The organism is Streptomyces sp. NPDC046985 (assembly GCF_040644415.1).
In the GTDB taxonomy this organism is placed as follows: domain Bacteria; phylum Actinomycetota; class Actinomycetes; order Streptomycetales; family Streptomycetaceae; genus Streptomyces.
In genome coordinates, this window is sequence record NZ_JBEYWK010000001.1 from 550,158 (window position 1) to 573,433 (window position 23,276).

Annotated in this window: 18 protein-coding genes; 2 read left to right on the forward strand and 16 right to left on the reverse strand. The window is 73.1% G+C overall.

Annotation, left to right across the window (positions count from 1 at the left end; translation table 11 throughout):
* Window positions 1-33 precede the first annotated feature (33 nt).
* The 11 genes from ABZ861_RS02410 to ABZ861_RS02460 all read right to left on the reverse strand — a co-directional run bounded on the left by ABZ861_RS02410 (window position 34) and on the right by ABZ861_RS02460 (window position 13,994).
* Window positions 34-1,317 (reverse strand): thymidine phosphorylase, encoded by a 1,284-nt coding sequence (locus ABZ861_RS02410; protein WP_361622267.1) that lies wholly within the window; start codon window positions 1,315-1,317, stop codon window positions 34-36.
* A gap of 150 nt (window positions 1,318-1,467) precedes the next feature.
* On the reverse strand, window positions 1,468-1,875 hold the full coding sequence (locus ABZ861_RS02415) for a cytidine deaminase (RefSeq protein ID WP_361622270.1): 408 nt from the start codon (window positions 1,873-1,875) through the stop codon (window positions 1,468-1,470).
* Window positions 1,872-3,158: an ABC transporter permease gene (locus ABZ861_RS02420; RefSeq protein WP_361622273.1), complete on the reverse strand. Its 1,287-nt coding sequence runs from the start codon at window positions 3,156-3,158 to the stop codon at window positions 1,872-1,874. The genes ABZ861_RS02415 and ABZ861_RS02420 overlap by 4 nt, the downstream gene beginning before the upstream one ends.
* Window positions 3,158-4,285 carry an ABC transporter permease gene (locus ABZ861_RS02425; RefSeq protein WP_361622276.1) on the reverse strand — a complete coding sequence of 376 codons (1,128 nt, stop codon included), beginning with the start codon at window positions 4,283-4,285 and terminating at the stop codon, window positions 3,158-3,160. The genes ABZ861_RS02420 and ABZ861_RS02425 overlap by 1 nt, the downstream gene beginning before the upstream one ends.
* Window positions 4,282-5,841 carry an ABC transporter ATP-binding protein gene (locus tag ABZ861_RS02430; RefSeq protein ID WP_361622461.1) on the reverse strand — a complete coding sequence of 520 codons (1,560 nt, stop codon included), beginning with the start codon at window positions 5,839-5,841 and terminating at the stop codon, window positions 4,282-4,284. Before ABZ861_RS02430 ends, ABZ861_RS02425 begins: the two co-directional genes overlap by 4 nt.
* A gap of 259 nt (window positions 5,842-6,100) precedes the next feature.
* The gene (locus tag ABZ861_RS02435) at window positions 6,101-7,162 is read right to left on the reverse strand and encodes a BMP family ABC transporter substrate-binding protein (RefSeq protein ID WP_361622279.1); all 1,062 of its coding nucleotides are present in this window, start codon (window positions 7,160-7,162) and stop codon (window positions 6,101-6,103) included.
* Window positions 7,163-7,586: 424 nt separating this feature from the next.
* The gene (locus ABZ861_RS02440; protein WP_361622464.1) at window positions 7,587-8,822 is read right to left on the reverse strand and encodes a M20 family metallopeptidase; all 1,236 of its coding nucleotides are present in this window, start codon (window positions 8,820-8,822) and stop codon (window positions 7,587-7,589) included.
* Between the two features lie 267 nt (window positions 8,823-9,089).
* The gene (locus ABZ861_RS02445) at window positions 9,090-10,244 is read right to left on the reverse strand and encodes a hypothetical protein (RefSeq protein WP_361622282.1); all 1,155 of its coding nucleotides are present in this window, start codon (window positions 10,242-10,244) and stop codon (window positions 9,090-9,092) included.
* Window positions 10,245-10,308: 64 nt separating this feature from the next.
* Complete coding sequence (locus ABZ861_RS02450) at window positions 10,309-11,247, reverse strand: N-acetylneuraminate synthase family protein (protein WP_361622467.1); 939 nt, start codon at window positions 11,245-11,247, stop codon at window positions 10,309-10,311.
* A 21-nt stretch (window positions 11,248-11,268) separates the two neighbouring features.
* Window positions 11,269-12,639 carry an N-acylneuraminate cytidylyltransferase gene (locus tag ABZ861_RS02455; RefSeq protein WP_361622285.1) on the reverse strand — a complete coding sequence of 457 codons (1,371 nt, stop codon included), beginning with the start codon at window positions 12,637-12,639 and terminating at the stop codon, window positions 11,269-11,271.
* Between the two features lie 41 nt (window positions 12,640-12,680).
* Complete coding sequence (locus ABZ861_RS02460) at window positions 12,681-13,994, reverse strand: DUF6716 putative glycosyltransferase (protein ID WP_361622288.1); 1,314 nt, start codon at window positions 13,992-13,994, stop codon at window positions 12,681-12,683.
* Window positions 13,995-14,193: 199 nt separating this feature from the next.
* Between ABZ861_RS02460 and ABZ861_RS02465 the strand changes: the two genes are divergently transcribed.
* Entirely contained in the window at window positions 14,194-15,171 is a 978-nt protein-coding gene (locus tag ABZ861_RS02465) for a glycosyltransferase family 2 protein (RefSeq protein WP_361622291.1), read from the forward strand.
* Window positions 15,168-16,505 carry an alpha-2,8-polysialyltransferase family protein gene (locus tag ABZ861_RS02470; RefSeq protein ID WP_361622294.1) on the forward strand — a complete coding sequence of 446 codons (1,338 nt, stop codon included), beginning with the start codon at window positions 15,168-15,170 and terminating at the stop codon, window positions 16,503-16,505. The genes ABZ861_RS02465 and ABZ861_RS02470 overlap by 4 nt, the downstream gene beginning before the upstream one ends.
* 34 nt (window positions 16,506-16,539) lie before the next feature.
* Here ABZ861_RS02470 and leuE read toward each other — a convergent pair whose 3' ends face one another.
* The 5 genes from leuE to ABZ861_RS02495 form a co-directional block, all read right to left on the reverse strand.
* The gene (leuE, locus tag ABZ861_RS02475) at window positions 16,540-17,190 is read right to left on the reverse strand and encodes a leucine efflux protein LeuE (RefSeq protein WP_361622297.1); all 651 of its coding nucleotides are present in this window, start codon (window positions 17,188-17,190) and stop codon (window positions 16,540-16,542) included.
* Between the two features lie 338 nt (window positions 17,191-17,528).
* On the reverse strand, window positions 17,529-18,677 hold the full coding sequence (locus tag ABZ861_RS02480; RefSeq protein WP_361622300.1) for an extensin: 1,149 nt from the start codon (window positions 18,675-18,677) through the stop codon (window positions 17,529-17,531).
* Window positions 18,677-19,339, reverse strand: a complete 663-nt coding sequence (locus tag ABZ861_RS02485; protein ID WP_361622303.1) for an RNA polymerase sigma factor — start codon at window positions 19,337-19,339, stop codon at window positions 18,677-18,679. The genes ABZ861_RS02480 and ABZ861_RS02485 overlap by 1 nt, the downstream gene beginning before the upstream one ends.
* Window positions 19,340-19,693: 354 nt before the next feature.
* Complete coding sequence (gene fumC / locus ABZ861_RS02490; RefSeq protein ID WP_361622306.1) at window positions 19,694-21,178, reverse strand: class II fumarate hydratase; 1,485 nt, start codon at window positions 21,176-21,178, stop codon at window positions 19,694-19,696.
* Window positions 21,175-22,848, reverse strand: coding sequence for an NAD-dependent malic enzyme (locus tag ABZ861_RS02495; RefSeq protein WP_361622309.1), 1,674 nt, complete (start codon window positions 22,846-22,848; stop codon window positions 21,175-21,177). Before ABZ861_RS02495 ends, fumC begins: the two co-directional genes overlap by 4 nt.
* Between the last annotated feature and the right edge of the window lie 428 nt (window positions 22,849-23,276).

Here is a 23,276-nt window from a genome sequence, read left to right on the forward strand (position 1 = left end):
CGGTCCCGTTCACTCGAAAGGAGAGGTCGCAGGTCAGGCGATGCGTTCCAGGATCACCGGGGACGGGGTGAAGGGGGTGCCGGCGGGGGCGACGTCGTAGGCGCCGTCGACCGCCTGGAGCGCGTAGGCGAAGCGGTCGGGGGTGTCGGTGTGCAGGGTCAGCAAGGGCTGGCCCTGCGTCACCGTGTCGCCGGGCTTGGCGTGCAGCTCGACGCCCGCCGCCGCCTGCACCGGGTCCTCCTTGCGAGCGCGGCCCGCGCCGAGGCGCCAGGCGGCGACGCCGACGCCGTAGGCGTCCAGGCGGGTGAGGACGCCCGAGGACGGGGCCGTGACCACGTGCTGCTCCCGTGACGTGGGCAGCGGCGCGTCGGGGTCGCCGCCCTGGGCGGCGATCATCCGCCGCCACGCGTCCATCGCCGAGCCGTCGGCCAGGGCCTTGGCGGGGTCGGCGTCCTTCAGTCCGGCCGCGTCCAGCATCTCCCGCGCCAGGGCGAGGGTCAGCTCCACGACGTCGGCCGGGCCGCCGCCGGCCAGGACCTCCACAGACTCGCGGACCTCCAGCGCGTTGCCCGCCGTCAGACCCAGAGGAGTCGACATGTCGGTCAGCAGCGCGACCGTCCGGACGCCGTGGTCCGTGCCCAGGCCGACCATCGTCCGGGCCAGCTCGCGTGCGTCGTCCAGGGTCTTCATGAAGGCGCCGGCGCCGACCTTCACGTCCAGCACCAGCGAGCCGGTGCCCTCGGCGATCTTCTTGGACATGATGGAGGAGGCGATCAGCGGGATCGCCTCGACCGTGCCGGTCACGTCGCGCAGGGCGTAGAGCTTCTTGTCGGCCGGGGCCAGGCCGTCGCCCGCCGCGCAGATCACCGCGCCGACCTCGTCCAGGACGCGCAGCATCTCCTCGTTGGACAGCAGCGCGCGCCAGCCGGGGATCGACTCCAGCTTGTCCAGGGTGCCGCCGGTGTGGCCGAGGCCGCGGCCGGAGAGCTGCGGGACGGCCGCGCCGCAGGCGGCGACGAGCGGCGCCAGCGGCAGGGTGATCTTGTCGCCGACGCCGCCGGTGGAGTGCTTGTCGGCCGTGGGGCGGGAGAGCGCGGAGAAGTCCATGCGCTCGCCGGAGGCGATCATCGCGGCGGTCCAGCGGGCGATCTCGCGCCGGTCCATGCCGTTGAGCAGGACGGCCATCGCGAGCGCGGACATCTGCTCGTCGGCCACCTCCCCGCGGGTGTAGGCGTCGACGACCCAGTCGATCTGCTCGTCGCTGAGTTCGCCGCGGTCCCGCTTGGTGCGGATGACGGAGACGGCGTCCATGGCCATGAGGGGGGCCTTCCAGGTGCGAAGGGTGGGTGCGGGGTGCGCAGCCCCTCCGGGCCGTGAGGCCGGAGGGGCTGAAGGGGCGGAGGGGCGCGCACCCCGGGCGGGGAGGCGCTGTATGGCGCCGCCGCAGGGGTTGGCGCCGCCGCAGGGTTACGAGGCGAGGTGGTCCGGGCCGAAGGCCTGCGGGAGCATCCGGGACAGCGGCAGCACGCCCTCGGGGGTCTCCAGGAGCAGCTCCGGCCCGCCGAACTCGAACAGGAGCTGACGGCAGCGGCCGCACGGGACGAGGGGCTCGCCGCGGCCGTCGACGCAGGTGAAGTGCGTCAGGCGGCCGCCTCCGGTGCGCTGCAACTGGGAGACCAGTCCGCACTCGGCGCACAGGCCGAGTCCGTAGGAGGCGTTCTCGACGTTGCAGCCGGTGACGACGCGGCCGTCGTCGACCAGGGCCGCGGCGCCGACCGGGTAGCCGGAGTAGGGGGCGTAGGCGTGGGACATGGCCTCGCGCGCCTGGGCGCGCAGCACCTCCCAGTCGGCCCCGGCGGCCTCGGCCGCCGTCACTTGCCCTGGCCCTTGCGGTAGCGCAGGCCGTCCGCCTTCGGCATCCGCAGGCGCTGCGCCGACAGCGACAGCACCAGCAGGGTGACGACGTAGGGGGTGGCGCCGACGAAGTCGCCGGGGACCTCGTCGGTGAGCAGGTACCAGACGAGGATCAGGGCGGCCGCGACGGCGCTGAGCGCGCCCTGCCACACCGCCTTGCGGTACAGCTTCCAGCCGGCCAGCGCGGCGAGCAGCACGACCAGCAGGAGCAGCAGGGCGTGCACGGTGACGCCGCCGTTGCGGAGCTGGAGCGCGTCGGAGTAGCCGAACAGGCTCGCGCCCATCGCCAGGCCGCCCGGCCGCCAGTTGCCGAAGATCATCGCCGCGAGGCCGATGTAGCCGCGGCCGCCGGTCTGGCCTTCGAGGTAGGTGTGCGAGGTGACCAGCGCGAGGAACGCGCCGCCGAGTCCGGCGAGGCCGCCGGAGATCGCCACGGCCGCGTATTTGTACGTGTAGACGTTGACGCCGAGCGACTCCGCGGCGACCGGGTTCTCGCCGCAGGAGCGCAGCCGCAGGCCGAACGGGGTGCGCCACAGGACCCACTGGCTGCCTGCGAACAGCAGCACGGCGAGGAGCGTGACCACGGACAGGTCGGTGACCAGGCCGCCGAGGATGCCCGCGACGTCGGAGACGAGGAACCAGTGGTGGTGCTCGACCGAGGCGAGGCCGTCGGAGAGGCCGGGCACGGTGACGTTCGGCAGCGCGTCGGCGGGCGGCGACTGCTTCGGGTTGCCGCCCGCGTCGGCCGCCTTGCCGCCTGCGAAGAACAGCTTGGCGAGGTACTGCGTGGCGCCGAGCGCGAGCAGGTTGACGGCGACGCCGGAGACGATGTGGTCGACGCCGAAGGTGACGGTCGCCACCGCGTGCACCAGGCCGCCGAGGACGCCGAAGGCGATGCCGCACAGCAGGCCGAGCCAGGGGCTGGACTGCCAGCCGATCCATCCGGCGCCGAAGGTGCCGAGGATCATCATGCCTTCGAGGCCGATGTTGACCACGCCGGACCGCTCCGACCACAGACCCGCGAGGCCCGCGAGGCCGATCGGCACGGCGAGGCTGAGCGCGGCGCTCACCTGGCCGGCGGAGTCGAGCTGGTTCGACCCGGTGATCACGCGGACCGCGGCCACGAGCAGCAGGGCGCCCGCCACGATCATGAGGGTCTGGCCGAGCGGGCGGCCCGAGCGCCGGCGTGCGCCCGCCGCCTTGGGCGCCGCGGGCGGCGGCGCGTCGGTCATCGTGGCAGTCATCACGCCACCTCCTGCTTCTTCATGGGAGCGGCTGCCTGGGCGGCGAGTTCGGCGCCCACCCGCTGCTGCTGGCGCTTCAGGCCGTAGCGGCGCACGACCTCGTAGGCGATCACGACGCACAGGACGATGACGCCCTGGATGACGCCGAGGATCTCCTTGTCGTAGCCCTGGAACTCGAGGTGGTTGGTGGTGCGCTCCAGGAAGCCCCACAGGAGGGCGCCGAGCGCGATGCCGATCGGGTGGTTGCGGCCGAGCAGCGCGATGGCGATGCCGGTGAAGCCGATGCCCACGGGGAAGTCATTGCTGAACTGGTGGCTGTCGTTGAGCAGGGTCGGCATGCCGACCAGGCCGGCCACCGCTCCGGAGATGATCATGCTGGTGGCGATCATCTTCTTCACCGACACGCCGCTCGCGGCGGCCGCGCTCTCCGACTGGCCGACGGTGCGCAGGTCGAAGCCGAACCGGGTGCGCCCGAGCACGAACCAATACGCGACGCCGACGAGCGCGGCGACGACGAGGAAGCCCCACAGCTCGCCCGCCGGTCCGGCGTCGATGCTGAAGAAGTACGACGACGACGGCAGCGGCTTGGTGGAGACGAGGGTGCCGCCCTGCTGGAGCTCGCCGAGCTTTCCGGGCTGGAGCAGGTAGGCGATGATCGCGGTGGCGATCGAGTTCAGCATGATGGTCGCGATGACCTCGCTGACGCCCCGGGTCACCTTGAGGACGCCGGCGATGGCCGCCCACAGGGCGCCGGTCGCCATGGCGCAGACGACGATCAGCGGGATGGAGATCCAGCCCGGCAGGCTCAGCGCGCCGCCGAGCACGGCGGCGACGAACGCGGCGAGCCGGTACTGGCCGTCCACGCCGATGTTGAACAGGTTCATCCGGAAGCCGACGGCGACCGCGACGCCCGCCAGGTAGTACGTCGTCGCCTTGTTCAGGATGTAGACCTGGCTGTCGCTGGCGAAGCCGTAGGTGGTCATGTCGCTGAACGCGTCGCCCGGGTTCTTGCCGGTCGCGAGGATCACCAGGGTGGTGACGACGAGCGCGGCCACGACCGCGAGCAGCGGCGCGGCTATGCCGAGAAGCAGCCGCTCCTTGTCGATCCGTGAGGTCAGCTTGTTCATCGCGCGTCGTCCTCTGTGTGCTCCAGGTGGCCGGTGGCCGCGCCCGTCATGGCGGAGCCCAGCTCCTCGGGGGTGATCGTGGCGGGGTCGGCGTCGGCGACCAGGCGGCCGCGGTACATCACCCGCAGGGTGTCGGAGAGGCCGATCAGCTCGTCGAGGTCGGCGGAGATCAGCAGCACGGCCAGGCCCTCGCGGCGGGCCTCGCGGATGTGGTCCCAGATCGCCGCCTGAGCGCCGACGTCCACGCCGCGGGTGGGGTGGGCGGCGATGAGCAGCTTGGGGGCGTGGCTCATCTCGCGGCCGACGATGAGCTTCTGCTGGTTGCCGCCGGACAGCGAGGCCGCGGTGACCTCGATGCCGGGCGTGCGGACGTCGTAGTCCCGGACGATCCGCTCGGTGTCGGCGCGGGCGGCCTTCAGGTCGAGCAGCGGGCCGCGGGAGTTGGGGCGCTCGCTGACGTGGCCGAGGACGCGGTTCTCCCACAGCGGCGCCTCCAGCAGCAGGCCGTGGCGGTGGCGGTCCTCGGGGATGTAGCCGATGCCCGCCTCGCGGCGGTCGCGGGTGGGCGCCTGGGCGATGTCGGCGCCGTCGAGGGTGACGGCCCCGGCGTCGGGGCGGCGGATGCCCATGATCGCCTCGACCAGCTCGGACTGGCCGTTGCCCTCCACGCCCGCGATGCCGAGGACCTCGCCCCGGTGGATGGTGAAGGCGATCTCGTCGAGGATGACCCGCTCGACGCCGTCGAGGTCGGTCTGCGTGAGGTGCAGGCCGTCCACCGTCAGCATCGCCACGTCCGTGACGGTGGACTCCTCGGTCTCCGGGGTGGGCAGCTCGCTGCCGACCATCAGCTCGGCGAGCTGCCGGGGGGTGGTGCTCCGCGGCTCGACCGTGCCGACGGTGGTGCCGCGCCGGATGACGGTGATCTCGTCGGCGACGGACAGCACCTCGCCCAGCTTGTGGGAGATGAAGATGACGGTGAGGCCCTCGGCCTTCAGCTCGCGCAGGTTGTCGAAGAGGGCGTCGACCTCCTGCGGCACGAGCACGGCGGTGGGCTCGTCCAGGATGAGGGTCCTGGCGCCCCGGTAGAGGACCTTGAGGATCTCCACGCGCTGGCGGTCGGCGACGCCCAGCTCCTCCACCAGGGCGTCCGGGCGGACGTTCAGCCCGTAGGACTCGGAGATCTCCTTGATCCTCGCGCGGGCCCGGCCCCCGATGCCGTGCAGCTTCTCCGCGCCGAGGACGACGTTCTCCAGGACGGTGAGGTTGTCGGCGAGCATGAAGTGCTGGTGGACCATGCCGATGCCGCGGGCGATGGCGTCGCCGGGGTTATTGAGGACGACCTGTTCGCCCGCGACGGCGATGGTGCCCTCGTCCGGCTGCTGCATGCCGTAGAGGATCTTCATCAGGGTGGACTTGCCGGCGCCGTTCTCGCCGCACAGGGCGTGGACAGTGCCCGAGCGGACCGTGATGTCGATGTCGCGGTTGGCGACGACGCCGGGGAAACGCTTGGTGATGCCGCGCAGTTCGACGGCAGCGGGAGGGCTGGACGCGTTGATGGCGCACTCTCCTCGGGGAAAGGGGCTGCGTAGGGGAGGGCAGGCGTCGGCGACGCTAGCGCGGCAACTCCGCGCTACACGCGTAGAGTTGACACATTGTTATGGCCCGGCGGGGGGCTCCGGAAGGGGCCCCCGCACCGAGCCGGAGTCCGACGGGGCGACCAGGCGAGCGCCGGGGCGGCGCGGCGAACGGACGCGCGGGGCCTCCCTTCGGGATCAGGCCGCGCACCGGCGGGCGATCCCGAAGAGAGGCTTCAGGTCACGGGGTGGTCTTGACCTTGATCTCGCCGTCGACGATCTTCTTCTTCGCCGCGTCCAGCTTGGCCTGGATGTCGGCGACGAAGCCGCCGCTGGTGGCCAGCGAGACGCCGTTCTTGGCGAGCGAGTACGTGTTGGTGCCGTTCAGCGGCTTGCCGTCGTGCACGGACTTGATGAAGTCGTACACGCCGACGTCCACGTTCTTGACCATGGAGGTCAGGATCGAGTTCTTGTACTTCGCCAGACCCGGGATGTTGTACTGGTCGGAGTCGACGCCGATGGCCCAGGCGCCCTTCTTGCCGCTGACCGCCTCGATGGCGCCGTTGCCGGAGGAGCCGGCCGCCGAGTAGACGACGTCCGCGCCGTTGTCGAGCATGCCCTGCGCGGCCTCCTTGCCCTTGTCGGGGCTGGCGAAGCCGGAGGTGTCCGAGCCGTGGGACAGGTACTGGGTGTCGACCTTGACCTTGGCGTCGGTGTCCTTGGCGCCCTGGACGAAGCCCGCCTCGAACTTCTTGATCAGCGGGACGTCCACGCCGCCGATGAAGCCGACGTGGTGCGTCTTGGTCTTCAGCGCGGCGGCGACGCCGGCCAGGTAGGAGCCCTGCTCCTCGGTGAAGGTGATGCTGTCGACGTTCTTGGCGTCCACCACCGAGTCGACGATGCCGAAGCTGGTCTTCGGGTACTTCGCGGCGACCTTGCCCATCGACGTCGCGTAGGCGTAGCCGACGGCGATGATCGGGTTGTAGCCGGCGTCGGCCAGGTCCGACAGACGCTGCTCGCGGTCGGCCTCGGTGTCGGAGGTCTTGGCCGTCAGCTCCTTGGCGGAGCCGCCGAAGTCCTTCTCCGCCTTGTCGGCGCCGCGCGCGGCGGAGTCGTTGAAGGAACGGTCGCCGCGGCCGCCGACGTCGTAGGCGAGACCTATCTTGACGCCCTTGCCGCCGCCGGAGGCGGAGGCGGACGAACCGTTGGTGTTGTCGGAGGAGGTGCTGCCACACGCGGTGGCAGTCACGGCGAGAGCTGCGGTCGCGATAAACGCAGCGGAAAGCTTGGCTACCCGGCGCACGGGAAGGCTCCTTCACCTGACCTGAGCGCCGTGTCGGCGCTTGACGCGGGCGCCGTGCCGGCGCCCGGACCGAGGCGCCCTGGCGACCTCGGCTTCGCGGCATCGTAACGCGCGTAGATGTCAGAAAAACACCTCTCGCGAAGCCGTTATCGATTCGAGGCAAACACTGCCTGAACTCGTACTCTTAACCCTGTCGCCGTAATGTCGCGGACAGTGCACGAATGGCTTGCGAAGGCGTTGCGCGGGCGGCGTTCGGGCGCTGGGCGAGCGGTGCGGGGGCGGTGCGCGGGCGCGGTGCAGGGGTGGTGCGCGGGCGCTGGGAACGCGCCGGTGAGCGGCCCCCGGAGGGACCGCCGCTTCTCGCGCGGGCGGCGCGGGAGCTTCCTCCCTTAAGGATTGCCTAAGAAGGTTTTACCTGGGGGGATTACCTCGGGGCGTCGTCGGAGTCGAGGAACGCGGCGGCGGTCAGCATCTCCACGCCGACCGTGATCGCCCGCTCGTCCGCGTCGAAGTCGCCCTGGTGCAGGTCGCGCACCGTGCGCTCGCCGGGCCGGCGCACGCCGAGGCGGGCCATGGCCCCGGGCACGTGCTCCAGATACCAGGAGAAGTCCTCGCCTCCCAGGCTCTGCTCGGTGCTCTCGACGGAGTCCCGGCCGAGCCGCGAGGCCATCGCCCGGCGCAGCAGCTCGGTGGACTCCCGGTCGTTGACCACGGGGGGCACCCCGCGCACGTAGGTGATCTCGGACTTGGCCCGGTGCATGGCGGCGACCTCGTCGACGGCCGCGTGCACGATGTCCGGCGCCTGCCGCCAGGCCTCCAGGTCCAGGCAGCGGACGGTGCCCGACAGCTCGGCGTGCTGCGGGATCACGTTCGGGGCGTGGCCCGACTCGATCCGCCCCCAGGTCAGGGCGAGGCCCGCCCGGGTGTCGACGCGGCGGCCGATCAGCGCGGGCACGTCGACGGCGACCCGGGCGGCGGCGGTGACCAGGTCGGTGGTCAGGTGCGGCCGGGCGGTGTGCCCGCCGGGGCCGTCCAGCGCGATCTCCAGGCGGTCGCAGGCGCTGGTGATCGCCCCGTGCCGCAGCCCGATCCGGCCCGCGTCGACCCGGGGGTCGCAGTGCACGGCCAGGATCCGCCCCACTCCCCGCAGCGCCCCGTCCTCGATGGCGTCCAGGGCGCCGCCGGGCAGCACCTCCTCGGCGGGCTGGAAGACCAGCCGCACGGGCCGCGTCAGCAGCCCCTTGGCGTGCAGATCGGCGAGCACCAGCCCCGCGCCGAGCACCACGGTGGTGTGCACGTCGTGCCCGCAGGCGTGCGCCCGGTCCGGCACGGTGGACCGGTACGGGCAGTCGGCCTTGGTGTCCGGGATGGGCAGGGCGTCGATGTCCGCGCGCAGGGCGAGCGCCGGGACGGCCGGCCGCTCCCCCTCGATCCGGCCGATGTCGCACACGAGTCCGGTTCCGGAGGCGAGCACGCGGGGCTGGAGCCCGGCCTGCTCAAGCCGCTCCTTGATCGCGGCGGTGGTGCGGAACTCCTGATTGCCCAGCTCGGGATGCATGTGCAGGTCGCGCCGGAAGGCGACCAGCTCGGCGTGCAGGGACTCGCTCAGCACGCCGGGGAGCACATCCCCCGGGAGGCCGGCCACGGACTCTAGGGACATCAACTGATTCACCCTCTGAAGGGTAGGACGCCCGACCGGTCGTGCACGGTGGATCAACAGAAGTTCAGCCCGTTAGGGGAAGAAAATCCGACCGTCGGACGCTTGGCTTATGACGCTGATGGGTAGGAACACTGTTTCCTCTCTCCACGGATACCACGCATCACAGGACTCACGCGCGGGGTGTCCACCCAGCGGACTGGCTGGCGAACCGCGCGCGCACTCGTCTCAGACCCCGGACACTCGTCTCAGACCCCGGCCGGACGGCCGTCACGTCAGCGCGACCGTCGCCAGGCGGTGGACGTCGCGGGCCGTGCCCGTGACGCCGGACAGGAAGCCGTGGGCCCGGGGGGAGGCGTGTGCGGTGAGCCAGGCGGGGTCGATGTCGCAGACCGCCACCCGGACGCCCGTGCCGGACAGCGCCAGCGGGAGGGTGTGGACCACCGTGGAGGGGAAGCTGAGGACGGTGCGGCCGATGGGGCCGCGGCGGGCGATCAGCTCCAGGGGGAGGTCCGGGCGGACGATCTCCAGGCCGGTCTCCGCGGCCAGCCGGTGCAGTTTCTGCGTGCTCTCCCGGCGGTGCGCGAAGTAGCGGGTGGCGCCGTGAGCGCGGGCCAGGCTCCGCACTGCCTCCAGGTAGCGGTCGCCGTCCACCACGCCGGTCTCCACCAGGGAGGTGCCCACCATGTCGGCGCCCTTGGTGATGCGCGGCGGCCCGAAGCGGGCGCGGGTCCAGACGAAGTCGTTCGCGGTGACCGTGACGCCCTCGGGGACGTCGGCCACCGGCATGGAGGAGAAGACCTCGACGGCGCGGCGGCCGCCGGGGGTCAGGCGGCGGCGGGCCGAGGAGGCGACCGGGCCGAACAGCAGATCCCGGGGGCCCGGCCGGCCGCCCTTGCGGTGCCAGCGCACGAGGCGCTCGCCGCGGGCCAGTTGGGCGACGAACTCCATCGTCGCCGTGCCGTCGTCCACCACCACCAGGTGCTTCGCCCGGGTGATGGTGAGCAGCAGTTGCACATAGCGGGAGAACGGGTCTCCCATCACGACGCGGTCCGCCCGGCGCAGGGATCCGGCCAGGCCGCCGATGGTGTGGAAGGGGGCCGTCGCGCCGCCCCGCGCCTCCTCCCAGCGCACCCGGTGTCCCTCGTCCCGGGCCAGCTCCGCCATGCGGCGCAACTGGCCCCGGGTCATGGGATCGGTCGGGGCGAGGACGACGACCGTGAGGTCCGGGCCGTGCGGGCCCTGCGGCGGGCCGCCGGCCACCGTCCGCCGCACCTGCGCGGGCACGGACGGCAGGACGTCCGGCCGGGCGCCGCGCAGTCCGTGCAGGTGGGCCCATTCCAGCGTGTTCAGAAGCTGGACCGGGCTCTCCACGAAGGCGAGCGTGCGGGGAGGGTGACCGGCGTGACCGGCGCCAGGGCTCATCGGGGTGCGACCGTTCCGTCGTGTCCGTCGTCAGGGGAGCCGTGCGGGTGCGCGGGCCCCGGTCTCACACCGCGACCGGCTCGCCCGCCGCCGCGGCGATCTCCGCCTCGGCGACGACGCCGGCGACGCGGCGCAGCTTCTTCATCGGGCCCCTCTCGGAGTCGTAGACCTTCTTCACGCCGTCGCCCAGGGACGCCTCGATGGTGCGGATGTCGCGGACCAGGCGGGTCAGGCCCTGCGGCTCCACGGAGGCCGCCTGGTCCGAGCCCCACATGGCGCGGTCGAGGGTGATGTGGCGCTCCACGAAGACCGCGCCGAGGGCGACGGCGGCCAGCGTGGTCTGGAGGCCGGTCTCGTGGCCGGAGTAGCCGATCGGGACGTTCGGGTACTCCTTCTCCAGCGTGTTGATCACGCGCAGGTTCAGCTCCTCGGCCTTGGCCGGGTAGGTCGAGGTGGCGTGGCACAGGAGGATGTTGTCCGAGCCCAGGACCTCCACCGCGTGGCGGATCTGGCGGGGGGTCGACATGCCGGTGGAGAGGATGACCGTGCGGCCGGTGGCGCGCAGGGCGCGCAGCAGCTCGTCGTCGGTGAGGGAGGCGGAGGCCACCTTGTGGGCGGGGACGTCGAACTTCTCCAGGAAGGCGACGGCCTCGGTGTCCCACGGGGAGGCGAACCAGGCGATGCCCTTCTCCTTGCAGTGCGCGTCGATCCGGCGGTACTCGTCCTCGCCGAACTCCACGCGGTGGCGGTAGTCGATGTAGGTCATCCGGCCCCAGGGGGTGTCGCGCTCGATGTCCCACTGGTCGCGCGGGGTGCAGATCTCGGGGGTGCGCTTCTGGAACTTCACGGCGTCGCAGCCGGCCTCGGCGGCCGCGTCGATCAGCTTGAAGGCGTTCTCGAGGTCGCCGTTGTGGTTGATGCCGATCTCGCCGGTGACGTAGACGGGGCGGCCGGGACCGGCCTCGCGCGAACCGAAGGAGCGGAGGCGGGCGTCGGCGGGCACTGCGGTCATGACGGGGTTTCCTTACTGGGGGAGGGAATCGAGAGAGGGGCCGAGGATCCAGCCGGCGATCTCGCGGACCGCGCCGTCGCCGCCGGGCAGGACGGTGACGGCGCGGGCCGCGGCGCGGACGATCTCGTGGGCGCTCGCGACCGCCACGGGCCAGCCGACGAGGGCGAAGCACGGGAGGTCGTTGACGTCGTTGCCGACGTAGAGCACGCGCTCCGGCGCGATGCCCTGTTCCTCGCACCACTGCTTGAGGGCGAGGTCCTTGCGGTCGACGCCGTGCAGCACCGGGAGCTTGAGCTTCCGGGCCCGTGCGGCGACGACCGGGTTCTGTTCCGTGGACAGGATCAGCATGCGCAGGCCGCTGCGGCGCAGGGCCGCGACGCCGAGTCCGTCCCCGCGGTGCACGGAGACGAACTCCCGTCCCTCGGAGTCGATCAGCACCCGGTCGTCGGTCTGGGTGCCGTCGAAGTCCAGTACGACCGCGTCGACGTCGTCGGCGGTCGGCAGCGCGGCGGGGCGCTCCGCGTCGAAGAGGGGCGCCAGCGCGCGGGCGCGGGCGAGGTCGTGCGGGTCGTCGATCTCCAGCACCCGGGCCGGGTCGGTGCGCACCAGGTCGGTGCGGCCGAAGAAGCGGTGGCCGTGCTCGCGGAAGCCGGACGCGTCCATCGCGTAGGCGGCGCCGGTCTCCAGGAAGTCCTGGGGGCGGTCCTGGCGCCGGGGGCGGAACGCCTTGTCGTGGTTGACGCCGGCGCCGCCCCGCGGCGCCCCGGCGGCGGCGCCTCCGCCCGAGCCGGAGCCCGCGCTGTCGCTGTCGCTGTCGCCCGCACGCTCGTCGTCGCCCGCGCCCCCGCTCCCGCCGTCGCCCGCGCCCTCGCCGTCGCTCTCGCGCCAGACGAAGCCGTGGAAGGGCGCCACGGTCACCGCGGTGTCCGCGCCGTCCCGCACGACCGCGGCGGCCACCGCGTCGACGTCCTCGCGGACCAGGAACGGGCTGGTGCACTGCACGAGGAGCACCGCGTCGAGCCCGGCGCCGTGCAGCGCCTCGTGGGCGTCCATGGCGTGCAGCACGGCGGACTCGGAGGTCGCCGTGTCCCCGGCGAGGGCGGCCGGCCGCAGCACGACCTCGGCCCCTGCCGCCCGTGCGGCGGCGGCTGTCGCCGGGTCGTCGGTGGACACGACGACGTCGGTCACCAGCCGCGCCGCCCGGCACTCGCGCACCGCGCGGGCCACCAGCGGCAGGCCGCCGACGGCGGCGAGGTTCTTGGCGGGCACGCCCTTGGAGCCGCCGCGCGCGGGTATCACCGCGAGCACCCGGCGCGGCGAGGCGCCGTTCGCCTCCGAGGGGGCCTCCCGGGGGGACTCCAACGGGTCCTCCGACAGGGACATGACGTCAACTCCTTGGCTGGGGACCGCTTCGCGGGCGGAAGTCACAGCTCCCCCATCCGCCGGATCACCGGCGCCACCCGCTGCACGCCGTGCCGGTAGGCGCCGCGCGCCGCTCGGCGCACGATCTGCCGGACGGGTCCGGGCGCCTTGTCGGCGGCGGGCGCGCCGGGCAGCGGGGCGCCCTCGGGGTCGAGGTGGTGGCGGGCGAGGATGCCGGGCAGGTAGCCGGGCGCGGTCCGGGTCGTGTAGTAGGGGTTCAGGGGCGGCAGGCCGCCGGGGCGGTCGAGCAGGGCGGCGAGGCGCGCGCGGGCGGCGTCGAAGGCGCCGCCGTACGACCCGTCGGCGGCCACGCCCTGCCGGGCCAGCCACTCCGGGTCGGGCGCCGGGCGGTGGCCGGCGTCCAGGTCGTCCCAGGAGGCCAGGCATCCGGACCCCGTGAAGTGGTGGTTGCCGAGGGCCTCGCGCACCCCGAGGTCGGTGAGGACGGCGGTCGGGACGCGGCGGTGCAGGGCTTCCAGGGCGGCCGTGGAGCTGATCGTGACCAGCAGGTCGGCGCGGTCCAGCACCTCCCCCATGTGCCCGTAGGCGAGGCGGAGGTTGGCGGGCAGGTCCCGGCCCTGGGCCAGCTTCTGGTAGGGCAGTTCCTCGATGTGGGTGGTGTGCTCGCCCGGCTTCGAGCGCAGCTTGAGCAGCACCTCGCGCTCGGGATGCCGGCGGGCGTGCCCGATCAGGCGGTCCAGCAGGTAGGCGCGGTCCGTGCGGCTCTCCGGCACGGAGGGCTGGGCGGCGAACACGACCGTGTAGGGGTCGTGCGGGCCGCTGTAGGGCGCGCCGCCCAGGAACGGCAGCGCGACCTCGGCGACCGCGCCGGCGTCCGCGCCCACGCCTTCATACACGGCCCGGAAGCGGTCCGCGTCGTGGCGGGAGTTGGCGAGCACCAGGTCGGCGCCGTGGCGCAGCAGCAGTCCGTCGGCGAGCTTCTCGTAGACGACGCCGACGTAGCCGGTGACGACGACGGGGCGCCGTCCCGCCGTCTGGAACGGGCCGCGCAGTCCGTGCAGCATCGCCTGCACGCCGCCGCCGACCAAGGCGAGGACCAGGACGTCGTACTCCTGCTCGGCCATCGCGCGCAGGAACTCGACGCCGGTCACCTCGCGGAGGCTGTCGGCGTGGACGCCGACCTCCGTCAACTGGCGGGCGGTGGGGGTGGCGCGGCCTCGCAGGAGGTAGCCGTCGAGCCGGATCCGCTCCCCGGCGGGGGTGATGCGCTGCGCGGTGAGCGCTCCCCATTTCCACCGGGTGTCGGAGTCCGCGAGAACGGCGACCCGCCGGGCCCTGTCGGTACGTACTGGCACGTCGAAGACCGTAGGAAGGCATTTCTAGGTTCCGCCCAACCCGACTGCAACAAACGGTTAACAGCACATCGCCGAATGGCGAATCGGCCCCCGGCGGGGCGGGAAACAGGGCTGGTTCACGGCATCGCCACGCGTCGTTCACCCACGCTCAAACCAAAGGTAAAGACGCAGGCGGGGGCCGCGCCCTAACGTCATCTGCGTGGTCAAGCTCTCCGTCATCGTGCCGTTCTACAACGTGCAGCAATACGCGCCCGACACCCTGAAAAGCCTGCGTGCGAACGCCCGCGACGATTTCGAATTCGTCCTGGTCGACGACTGTTCGCGCGACGAGACCCCGGAGATCCTCGCGCGGGCCGGGCGCGAGCTGCCGGGCGCGGTGTTCGTCCGGCACGAGCAGAACGGAGGGCTGGCGACCGCGCGCAACACCGGCATCGACGCGGCCAGCGGCCAGTACCTGACGTTCCTGGACGGCGACGACTGGCTGGCGCCGGGCTACTACCCCCGGCTGCTGGCCGTCATCGAGTCGCTGGACTGCGACTTCGTGCGCACCGACCACGTCCAGTGCACCGGGCGGGCGCGCACGATCCACCGGGCGCCGCACGGGCGGCGCGGGGTGGCGCTGGACCCGCGGGCGGCGATCCTGCCCGCCGACCGCTCCACCTCGGTCGACTACCCCTACGCCTGGGCGGGGATCTACCACCGCCGGCTCGTGGACCGGGGCCTGCTGCACTTCACGCACGGGCTGCGCACCGCCGAGGACCGGCCGTGGATCTGGAAGCTGCACCGGGAGGCGGAGTCCTTCGCCGTGGCCGGCCTGCTGGGCGTGCACTACCGGCGCGGGGTGGCCTCCTCGCTCACCCAGATCGGCGACGTGCGCCAACTGGACTTCATCCGCGCCTTCGACCAGGTGATCGAGGAGACGGCGCGGGACCGGGACGCGGCGCGGCTGCTGCCCAAGGCGGTGCGCACCTACTGCGCGATCATCTCGCACCATCTGGGTTCCATCGAAAGGTTCGAGCCGGCGGTGGCAAGGAGACTGAAAGCGCTCAGCGCGAACGCCCTGCGGCGCATGCCGCAGAACGTCCTGGACGAGGCGCTGGACTCCATGGACCTCCAGCGCGCCACCCGGCTGCGCCGCCTGCGCCGCCGCCCCGCCCCGACGGGAGCCGCCGCGTGAGCACGCAGATCTTCATGGCGTCGACCCTGTACGGCGTCGCCACGCTCGCCGCCGGCCTCGATTCCGAGTGCTTCGGCCCGGCCGACCGCCGGGTGCTGCTCGTGTGCAACAACGCCGCGACCCCGGAGACCACCCCGCCGCTGGACGAGCTGCCCGGCTTCGAGCGGCTGCGGGGGCGGTTCGACGACGTGCTGTCGTGGAACGAGACCATCTCCCCCTTCCACCCGGGCGGCTGGTCTCCGCGCCCCGACGACACGCCCCTGTGGGAGCGCTTTCTGCGGCTGCTGTGGCGCCTGGGGGACGACGACGTCGAGCTGGTCGTGGAGTCCATCCAGGTCAACCCGGCGCTCGCGGTCTGCCAGATCTTCACCGGCGCCCCCGTCACCGTCTACGCCGACGGCCTGATGAGCTACGGCCCGACCCGCAACAAGATCGACCCCTTGGTCGGCACCCGCATCGACCGGGTGCTGCACCTGGACCTGGTCCCGGGCCTGGCGCCGGTGCTGCTCACCGAGTTCGGCGTGCCGCCGCAGACCGTGCCGACCGACGCCTTCGTCAAGGTGCTCGCCGACCTGTCCGACGCCGCGCGGGAACTGCCCGGGACCGGCGAGGAGTCGGCCCTGCTGCTCGGCCAGTACCTCTCCGCCCTCGGCATCCTCACCGCCGTCGAGGAGGAGGAGCTGCACGTGCGGATGCTGCGCGGCACGGTCGCGCTCGGCCACACCCGCGTGGTCTTCAAACCGCACCCCTCGGCGCCGGCCCGCTGGTCGCGGGCGCTGGAGCAGGAGGCCGACCGGCTCGGCGCCGACCTCACGGTGCTCGACGCCCCCGTGCTCGCCGAGGTGCTGTACCAGCGGATGCGCCCGGCGCTGGTCGTCGGCTGCTTCTCCACCGCGCTGCTCACCGCCTCCGCGCTGTACGGGCTGCCGGTCGCCCGCACCGGCACCGGCACGCTCCTGGACCGCCTGACGCCCTACGAGAACAGCAACCGGATACCGGTCACGATCGTCGACGCGCTCCTGCCGGACCTCAAGGACCGGACGGCGGTCGCCGAGCAGTCGCCGGGCATGTCGGTGCGGGCGCTGACCGAGCTGGTGCGGGCGGTGTCCTTCGCGATGCAGCCGAAGATCCACCCGGGGCTGCGCGAGGCCGCCGCGCGGTACCTCGCCGCGCACCCGGACGCGCGGACCCGGAGCTACTTCAAGCGCCGCCGCCTCACCTCGCTCGCCCTGCCCGGCGGCGTCCCGGCGCAACTGGCGTTCCTCCCGCGCAACGCGACGGTACGGCGGGTGGCCCGCCGGGCGCGCGCGCTGGGACGCGCGACCGGCCGCTGACGCCGAGGCGGCGCGCCGCCCTGCGCCTTACGTCCTACGCGCTCGCCAGGGTCAGCTTCACCGCGAAGCCCAGGAACAGGGCGCCCGCCGCCGACGTCGCCCACGCCGACAGGCGCCTGCGGCGGCGGAAGGCGGCGGCCAGCCTCGTGCCGCCGAAGATCAGGGCGCTGAGGTAGAGGAAGCTGGCGAGCTGGGCGAAGGCGCCCAGGACGACGAAGGACAGCGCCGGGTAGGCGTAGCCGGGGTCGACGAACTGCACGAAGAAGGCGACGAAGAACAGGATCGCCTTGGGGTTGAACAGGCTGATGACGAACGCGCGGCGCAGCGGCCGCTCGTCGGCCGGGCCGGCCGCGACGGGCGCCTCCTCGACGCGCTCGCGCCGGGTGCGCCACATCCCCCAGGCGGCCCGCAGCATGCCGGTCGCGAGCCACGTCAGGTATCCGGCGCCCGCGTACTTCACGATCCCGAACAGCACCGCGTCGCCCTTCAGCAGGGAGGCGACCCCCGCGGCCGACAGGGTCATCAGCACGGTGTCCCCGCACCAGACGCCGGCCGCGGCGGTGTACCCGGCCCGGACGCCGCGCCGGGCGGCCATGGACAGCACGTACAGCGAGTTGGGCCCCGGCAGGAGCACGATGAGCACGAGGCCCGCCAGATAAGTGGGCAGATCGATGACGCCGAACATGCGGGGAGTGTCGCACGAACGTACGACTCCCGGGGGCGCCGTCTCGCGGTCGCCGCTGTGCGCGAGAGGGCGGGTGGGCGACGAGGCCGCGGGGCGCCGGTGACGCGGGAGGCAGGCGAGGCAGGCGAGGCGGTGTGGGGCGGTGTGGGGCGGTGTGGGGCGCGGGCGGGACGGGGGAAACATGTCCCGCCCGCGCCACAGGCACGAGCCGCGGGTACGGGGGGAACCCCGGCTGCGTGCGAGGGCCGATGACCAGTCGGCTCACTCGTTACTGCGCCGTAGCCTCCGAAAACGTCACACCTGGCGGAAGGAGAGCCCGCCGAGCGGGACGGCGCGGGTCAGCCGCGGCCCTTGGAGAGCCCCGGCGGCGCCGTGCCGGGCCGGGACGACCCCAGGGGCGGCAGGACGCCGAGGGGCGCGTGCGGGAGGACGCCCTTGCGCGGGAGGACGACGTTCTCGTGCGGATCGTCTCCCGCACGGCCGCCACCGCCGCCTCCGCCGCCGTTCTTGCCCCGCCCGTCACCGCCTTGGCCGTGCCGGCCGCCCCCGTGGCCCTCCCGGTGGCGGCCGTCGCCCCGGCCGCCGCCGTCGCCGTGCCCGCCGCCGTGCCTGGCGCGGCGGTCGTCGGCCGCCTTCAGGAGCGCCGCGCAGTACGACTTCATGTGGGCGGCGCCGCCGGCCGCGCCCGCCAGGGCGTGCTCGCGGCCGGCGTCCAGGTCCGTGCCGTCGCGCAGGGCGCGGCAGGCCGCGGCCAGACGGCTCGCGATGCGGGCGGAGTCGTCGGCCGTCCCGCCGTCCCGCCCGGCGGACCCGGGGCCGGCGCCGCCGCCCGGGGCGCTCGCGGCGGCGCCGGGAGAGCCGCCCAGAACGCCGGCCGGCGCGGACGGGCCCGGCCGCCGGGTCAGGGGGCCGTCCGGCGATGCGGACACGGCCGGGGCGACGGGGGTGGGCCGGTCGGGGACCGAGCCCGCGGGGGCGGGAGCGCCGCTCCCGAACGGGGTCGGCAGCACGCCGGTCGCGGCCACCGCGACCCCGCCGACCGCGCACGCCGCGAGCGCCGCCGACAGCGCCAGGCGCACGGGGCGGCCCCAGCCCGCGCGGTCCCGGGGACTGAGCGACCCGCCGCCCGGCACGCCGATGCGCACCACTCCGGCGTCGGCCGGGACGGCGGCGGCGCGGCCCGGCGCCCCGGCGGCGGCCCGCTCGGCGCGCGCCGCGCGGAAGGCGGCCAAGGCGGCCGCCTCGCCGGGCAGTTCGGCGCCGGTCTCCCCCGCCGGGGCGGACGGCGGCACGGCGCGGACCGCGGCGGACAGGTCGTTCAGGGTCTCGGCGAGCCGTACGGCGCGTTCGTCCGGCAGAGCGTGCTCGCGGGAGACGGCGCGTTCGCCGGGGGCGGCGCCGGCGGCCTCGACGGCGTCCAGAGGCTCTCCGCGCAGCAATCGTTCCGCCGTGTCGCGGTCCAGCCAGTGGTACTGCTCGTCGGCCATCACATGTCCTTCTGCGTCCGGGCGTGCGGATGCGTCACACCGGCGGACGCCACCGTGGAGCCGCGCGGTCCGCGCGGGAGGGGCAGCGCGTCGAGCGCGGCCGCGGACTCCGGGTCGCCGCCGAGGAGTTCCGCCAGCCGCTTCAGGCCGCGGTGCGCGGCGGTGCGGACGGCCCCCGGCCGCTTGCCCAGGGTCTCCGCGGCGGTCTTGGCGTCCAGGCCGACGACCACGCGCAGCACGACGGCCTCGGCCTGGTCCTGGGGAAGCCGGGCGATGAGCGCGAGGGCGCCGTCGGTGGCGAGGGACTCCATCGCCTCGCCCGCGGTGTCGGACTCGGCGGCCCGGCCGGTGAGTTCGCTCTCGTCGCCGCCTATCGCCGGACGCCGGCCGCGCACGCGGATGAAGTCCAGCGCCCGGTTCCGGGCGATCCGGGCGGCCCAGCCGCGGAACCGGTCGGCGTCCCCGCTGAAGCGGTCCAGGTCGCGGGCGATCTGAAGCCAGGACTCGGAGGCCACGTCCTCGGCGTCGTGGTCGCCGACCAGTGTGCGTACGTATCCGAGCAGCCGTGGGTGCACGGCGCGGTACACAGTCCGGAACGCGGTCTCGTCCCCGTCCTGCGCCGCACGCACCGCGGCGGTCAGCTCCGCGTCGTCCCCCAACACCCCGTGGTTCCCCAGTAGATCGATCAGGACGGTCGCGGCGCCGCGGCCGACCCTCCGTGCGATGGCCGTCAGGCGCCTTCCGCGCCCGGCGCGAACAGCACGTCAGGACCGGACACCGCCTGCCGTCCATGACGGTACAACGCGCAACCATCCAGGGCGCCCCGAGGTGTGACAGAAAACGCACCCACGGCGCTGTAGGGAGTACGGGCCGCCGCGCGACCCGTACCACGCGACGGCCGGGGCCTCTCCTGTGGGGGGTGGCGGCTCCGGCCGTCGACGCGGTGGACGCCGATCCGACCTTCGGCGACGCGAGCCGAGCCCGACCGTCGACTCGGCCGCACCGCGGGGGAGACGCTACGTCTGGCCGACCATGCCGGCGGGGCGGACGATGCGGTCGAAGTCCTCGGCGCTGACGTAGCCGGTGGCGAGAGCGGCTTGGCGGAGGGTGGTGTCCTCGTCGTTCGCCTTGTGGGCGATGGCGGAGGCCCGGTCGTAGCCGATCACGGGGGACAGCGCCGTGACGAGCATGAGGGATCGGTCGACATAGCTGTCGATCTGGTCCTGGTTGAGCTGGACGCCCTCGACGCAGTATTCGCGGAGCTTGGTGCAGGCGTCGGCGAGGATCGTCGCCGCGTGCAGGAAGTTGTTGACGATGACCGGGCGCATGGCGTTGAGCTCGAAGTTGCCCTGCGTGCCGGCGAAGGCGATGGCCTGGTCCTCGGAGAGCACCTGGATGCAGACCATGACCATGGCCTCGCACTGGGTCGGGTTCACCTTGCCCGGCATGATCGAGGAGCCGGGTTCGTTGGCCGGGAGGACGAGTTCGTCGAGACCGCAGCGGGGCCCGGAGGCCAGCCACCGGATGTCGTTCGCGATCTTCATCAGCGGCACGGCCAGGCCCCGCAGGCCGGCGGAGGCGCTGACCATGGCGTCCAGGCCGCCCTGCGCGGCGAACTTGTTCTGCGCGGTGGTGAACGGGTAACCGGTCGCCTCGGCTATCTCCGCGGCCACCTGCTCGCCGAATCCGGGCGGGGCGTTGAGCCCGGTGCCCACCGCGGTGCCGCCCATCGCCAGCTCCAGCATGGGCCGGCTCGACTGGGCGACCCGCTCGACGGCCTGCCGCAACTGCTGGGCGTAGCCGGACCATTCCTGCCCCACGGTGAGCGGGACGGCGTCCTCCAGATGCGTGCGGCCGATCTTCACCACGTCGTGCCACTGCTCCGCCTTGGCCTCGATGGCCTGTTGCAGCGCCCGCACACTGGGCAGCAGGTGCTCGTGGATCTCCTTGATCGCGGCGATGTGCATGGCGGTGGGGAAGGTGTCGTTGGACGACTGGCCCATGTTCACGTGGTCGTTGGGGTGGATCGGGGTCTTGCTGCCCAGTTCCCCGCCCACCAGTTGGACAGCCCGGTTGCTGATCACCTCGTTGGTGTTCATGTTGGACTGCGTGCCGGACCCCGTCTGCCAGACGTACAGCGGGAAGTTCTCGTCGAGTTCGCCCCTGATCACCTCGTCCGCGACTCGCTGGATCAGGTCGGCCTTCCAGCCCGGCAGACGTCCGGCACGCCCGTTGACGCGGGCGGCGGCCTTCTTGACGTGGCCGTAGGCGTGGTAGACCGCCTTGGGCATCCGGTCGTCGCCGATGGAGAAGTGCTTCAGGGAACGCTGCGTCTGCGCACCCCAGTACCGGTCGGCGGGGACCTCGACGGCGCCCATGGAGTCGGTCTCCCGCCGCGTGCCGGTCGCGTGCAGTCCGATGGGGACGTCCAGGATGCGCGGGGCCTGGTCCCCCCGAGCGGAGTCGGGGCGGTCCCGGTCCGCGCCCGTGCGGCGGGTCATGCCGAGTCCCCTGAGGAGTAGGCCGGTTGCCACATCGCTGCCCGTACCGCCTTGACGTCGGCGGCGGGCTGACCGGTGGCCACGCCGTCGTCGATCGCCGCCTTCATCACCGCGGCCGCGGTGATCGCGGAGGACTCGCGGAGGTCGTCCACGGGCGGCAGCAGGGAGGCGCCCGGCCCCGACGGGTCGATCTGGTCCGCGACGGCCTGAGCGGCCGCGATCAGCATGCCCGGCGTCACATGGGAGGCCCCCGACAGGATCGTGCCCAGGCCCAGCCCCGGGTACAGCAGCGCGTTGTTGGCCTGCGCGATCTCGTAGGTCACGCCGTCGTACTCGGCGGGCGGCACGGGGATGCCCACCGCGACCAGCGCCTTGCCCCGGGACCACTCGACGACGTCGGCCGGCATGGCCTCGATCCGGGAGGTGGGGTTGGAGATGGGCAGGATGAGCGGCCGCTCCGTGTGCGCGCACATCGCCTCGACGACGTCGCGCGTGAAGGCGCCGTGCACGGTGGACGTGCCGAGCAGGATCGTCGGCCGCGCCCGCCTGATCGTCTCCAGCAGGGAGATTCCGCTCTCGCCCTTGCTCCAGTCCGCGACCTCCGCGGGATCGCGCGCGTACGCCTGCTGGAAGTCGCGCAGGTCGGACATGTCCCGGGTGAGCAGACCCTGTTTGTCGACCAGCCACACCTGGGCCGCGGCGTCTTCGGGGCTCGCGCCGTCCCGGACCATCGCGTCGCGCAGTTGGTCGGCGATGCCCACACCGGCGGTTCCGGCGCCGAACACCACCAGCCTCTGGTCCCGCATCCGCTCCCCGGTGACCTTGACGGCGGAGAGGGCGGCGGCCAGCGTGATCGCCCCGGTGCCCTGCATGTCGTCGTTGAAGATGCGGTACCGGTCTCCGTACTGCTCCAGGATGCGGCGCGCGTTGTCGGGGCCGAAGTCCTCGAAGTGCAGGAGCGCGCCGGGGAACGCGGAGGACGCCTTCTCCAGGTACTTCTCGATGAAGGCGTCGTAGTCGGCGCCGCGCACGCGGGGATGCCGGTTGCCCAGGTACAGCGGGTCGTCCCGCAGCGACGCGCGATCCGTGCCCACGTCCAGGGACACGGGGACGACACGACGCGGATCGATTCCGGCGGCCGCCGTGTAGACCGCGAGCTTTCCGACCGATATCTGCATCCCTCCCACGCCCCAGTCCCCGATGCCGAGGATCTCCTCCGCGTCGGTGCACACGATCAGGTCGACGTCCTCGGGCCCGAGGTCGAGCGTCTCGAAGGCCCGGTCCATCTCCTCGGGCCGGTCGATGGACAGGTACACGCCCCGCGGGCGCCGGTACTCGTGGGAGTACTTCTCGATCGCCTCGCCCACGGTCGGGTCGTAGACGACCGGCAGCAACTCGGTGAGATGGTCGGTGAGCACCCTGTAGTAGAGGGTCTCGTTCCGGTCGTGCAACTGCTCCATGTACACGTTCTTCGCGAGGTCGTCGCCCTGCGCCTGGAGCTGTTCGTAGGAACGCTCGGCCTGCCGGTCGAGCGAGAGCACCCCCGACGGCAGCCGCCCGGTGAGGCCCAGGGCGCTGCGTTCGTCCTCGGTGAACGCGACGCCGTGGTTCAGCAGCGGATCCACCAGGACGTCGGGAGTGGCCGGTGTGTGCGCGTGGCTCTGGTGCATGCGGGATCTCCCTGTGCGCAGATGCCGGGCGGCCCCGGTCTCCGGGCCCGACCAGCCAGTCCCGACCACCCGGCGGGGACGCCCGCGGGTGGTCGGCGGGATGTTCGCAGCGGCCGGACTCGGTGAGACGACGGAGGAAGTCCGAGCACGCCTTCGACCAGGCGATCATCGGATCCGCTACGTACGTTCAGGTTATCCACCGGCCTCGCAGCCGCGCGACCGCAGTCAGAGGCGAGCGGGCGGTCACCGGCGGGCGACGCGTCTCGCGGTCCGGTGCACGGCCGGACGGCGTCCGGCGCCTGGATCGCGCGGCGGAGGATCCTTCCGGTGGGGCCCTTGGGGAGAGCGTCGACGAGCCGGACCTCGCGCGGGTACGCGCAGGCGGCGATCCGGTCCCGGCGGAAGTCCCGCGGTCCCCCGTCGCGGGC

Coding starts and splice junctions, on each gene's coding strand:
- ABZ861_RS02410 (WP_361622267.1), bottom strand. CDS start 1,317: ATGGCCATGGACGCCGTCTCCGTCATCCGCACCAAGCGGGACCGCGGC.
- ABZ861_RS02420 (WP_361622273.1), bottom strand. CDS start 3,158: ATGACTGCCACGATGACCGACGCGCCGCCGCCCGCGGCGCCCAAGGCG.
- ABZ861_RS02425 (WP_361622276.1), bottom strand. CDS start 4,285: ATGAACAAGCTGACCTCACGGATCGACAAGGAGCGGCTGCTTCTCGGC.
- ABZ861_RS02440 (WP_361622464.1), bottom strand. CDS start 8,822: ATGTCCCTAGAGTCCGTGGCCGGCCTCCCGGGGGATGTGCTCCCCGGC.
- ABZ861_RS02445 (WP_361622282.1), bottom strand. CDS start 10,244: ATGAGCCCTGGCGCCGGTCACGCCGGTCACCCTCCCCGCACGCTCGCC.
- ABZ861_RS02455 (WP_361622285.1), bottom strand. CDS start 12,639: ATGTCCCTGTCGGAGGACCCGTTGGAGTCCCCCCGGGAGGCCCCCTCG.
- leuE (WP_361622297.1), bottom strand. CDS start 17,190: ATGTTCGGCGTCATCGATCTGCCCACTTATCTGGCGGGCCTCGTGCTC.
- ABZ861_RS02480 (WP_361622300.1), bottom strand. CDS start 18,677: ATGGCCGACGAGCAGTACCACTGGCTGGACCGCGACACGGCGGAACGA.
- fumC (WP_361622306.1), bottom strand. CDS start 21,178: ATGACCCGCCGCACGGGCGCGGACCGGGACCGCCCCGACTCCGCTCGG.
- ABZ861_RS02495 (WP_361622309.1), bottom strand. CDS start 22,848: ATGCACCAGAGCCACGCGCACACACCGGCCACTCCCGACGTCCTGGTG.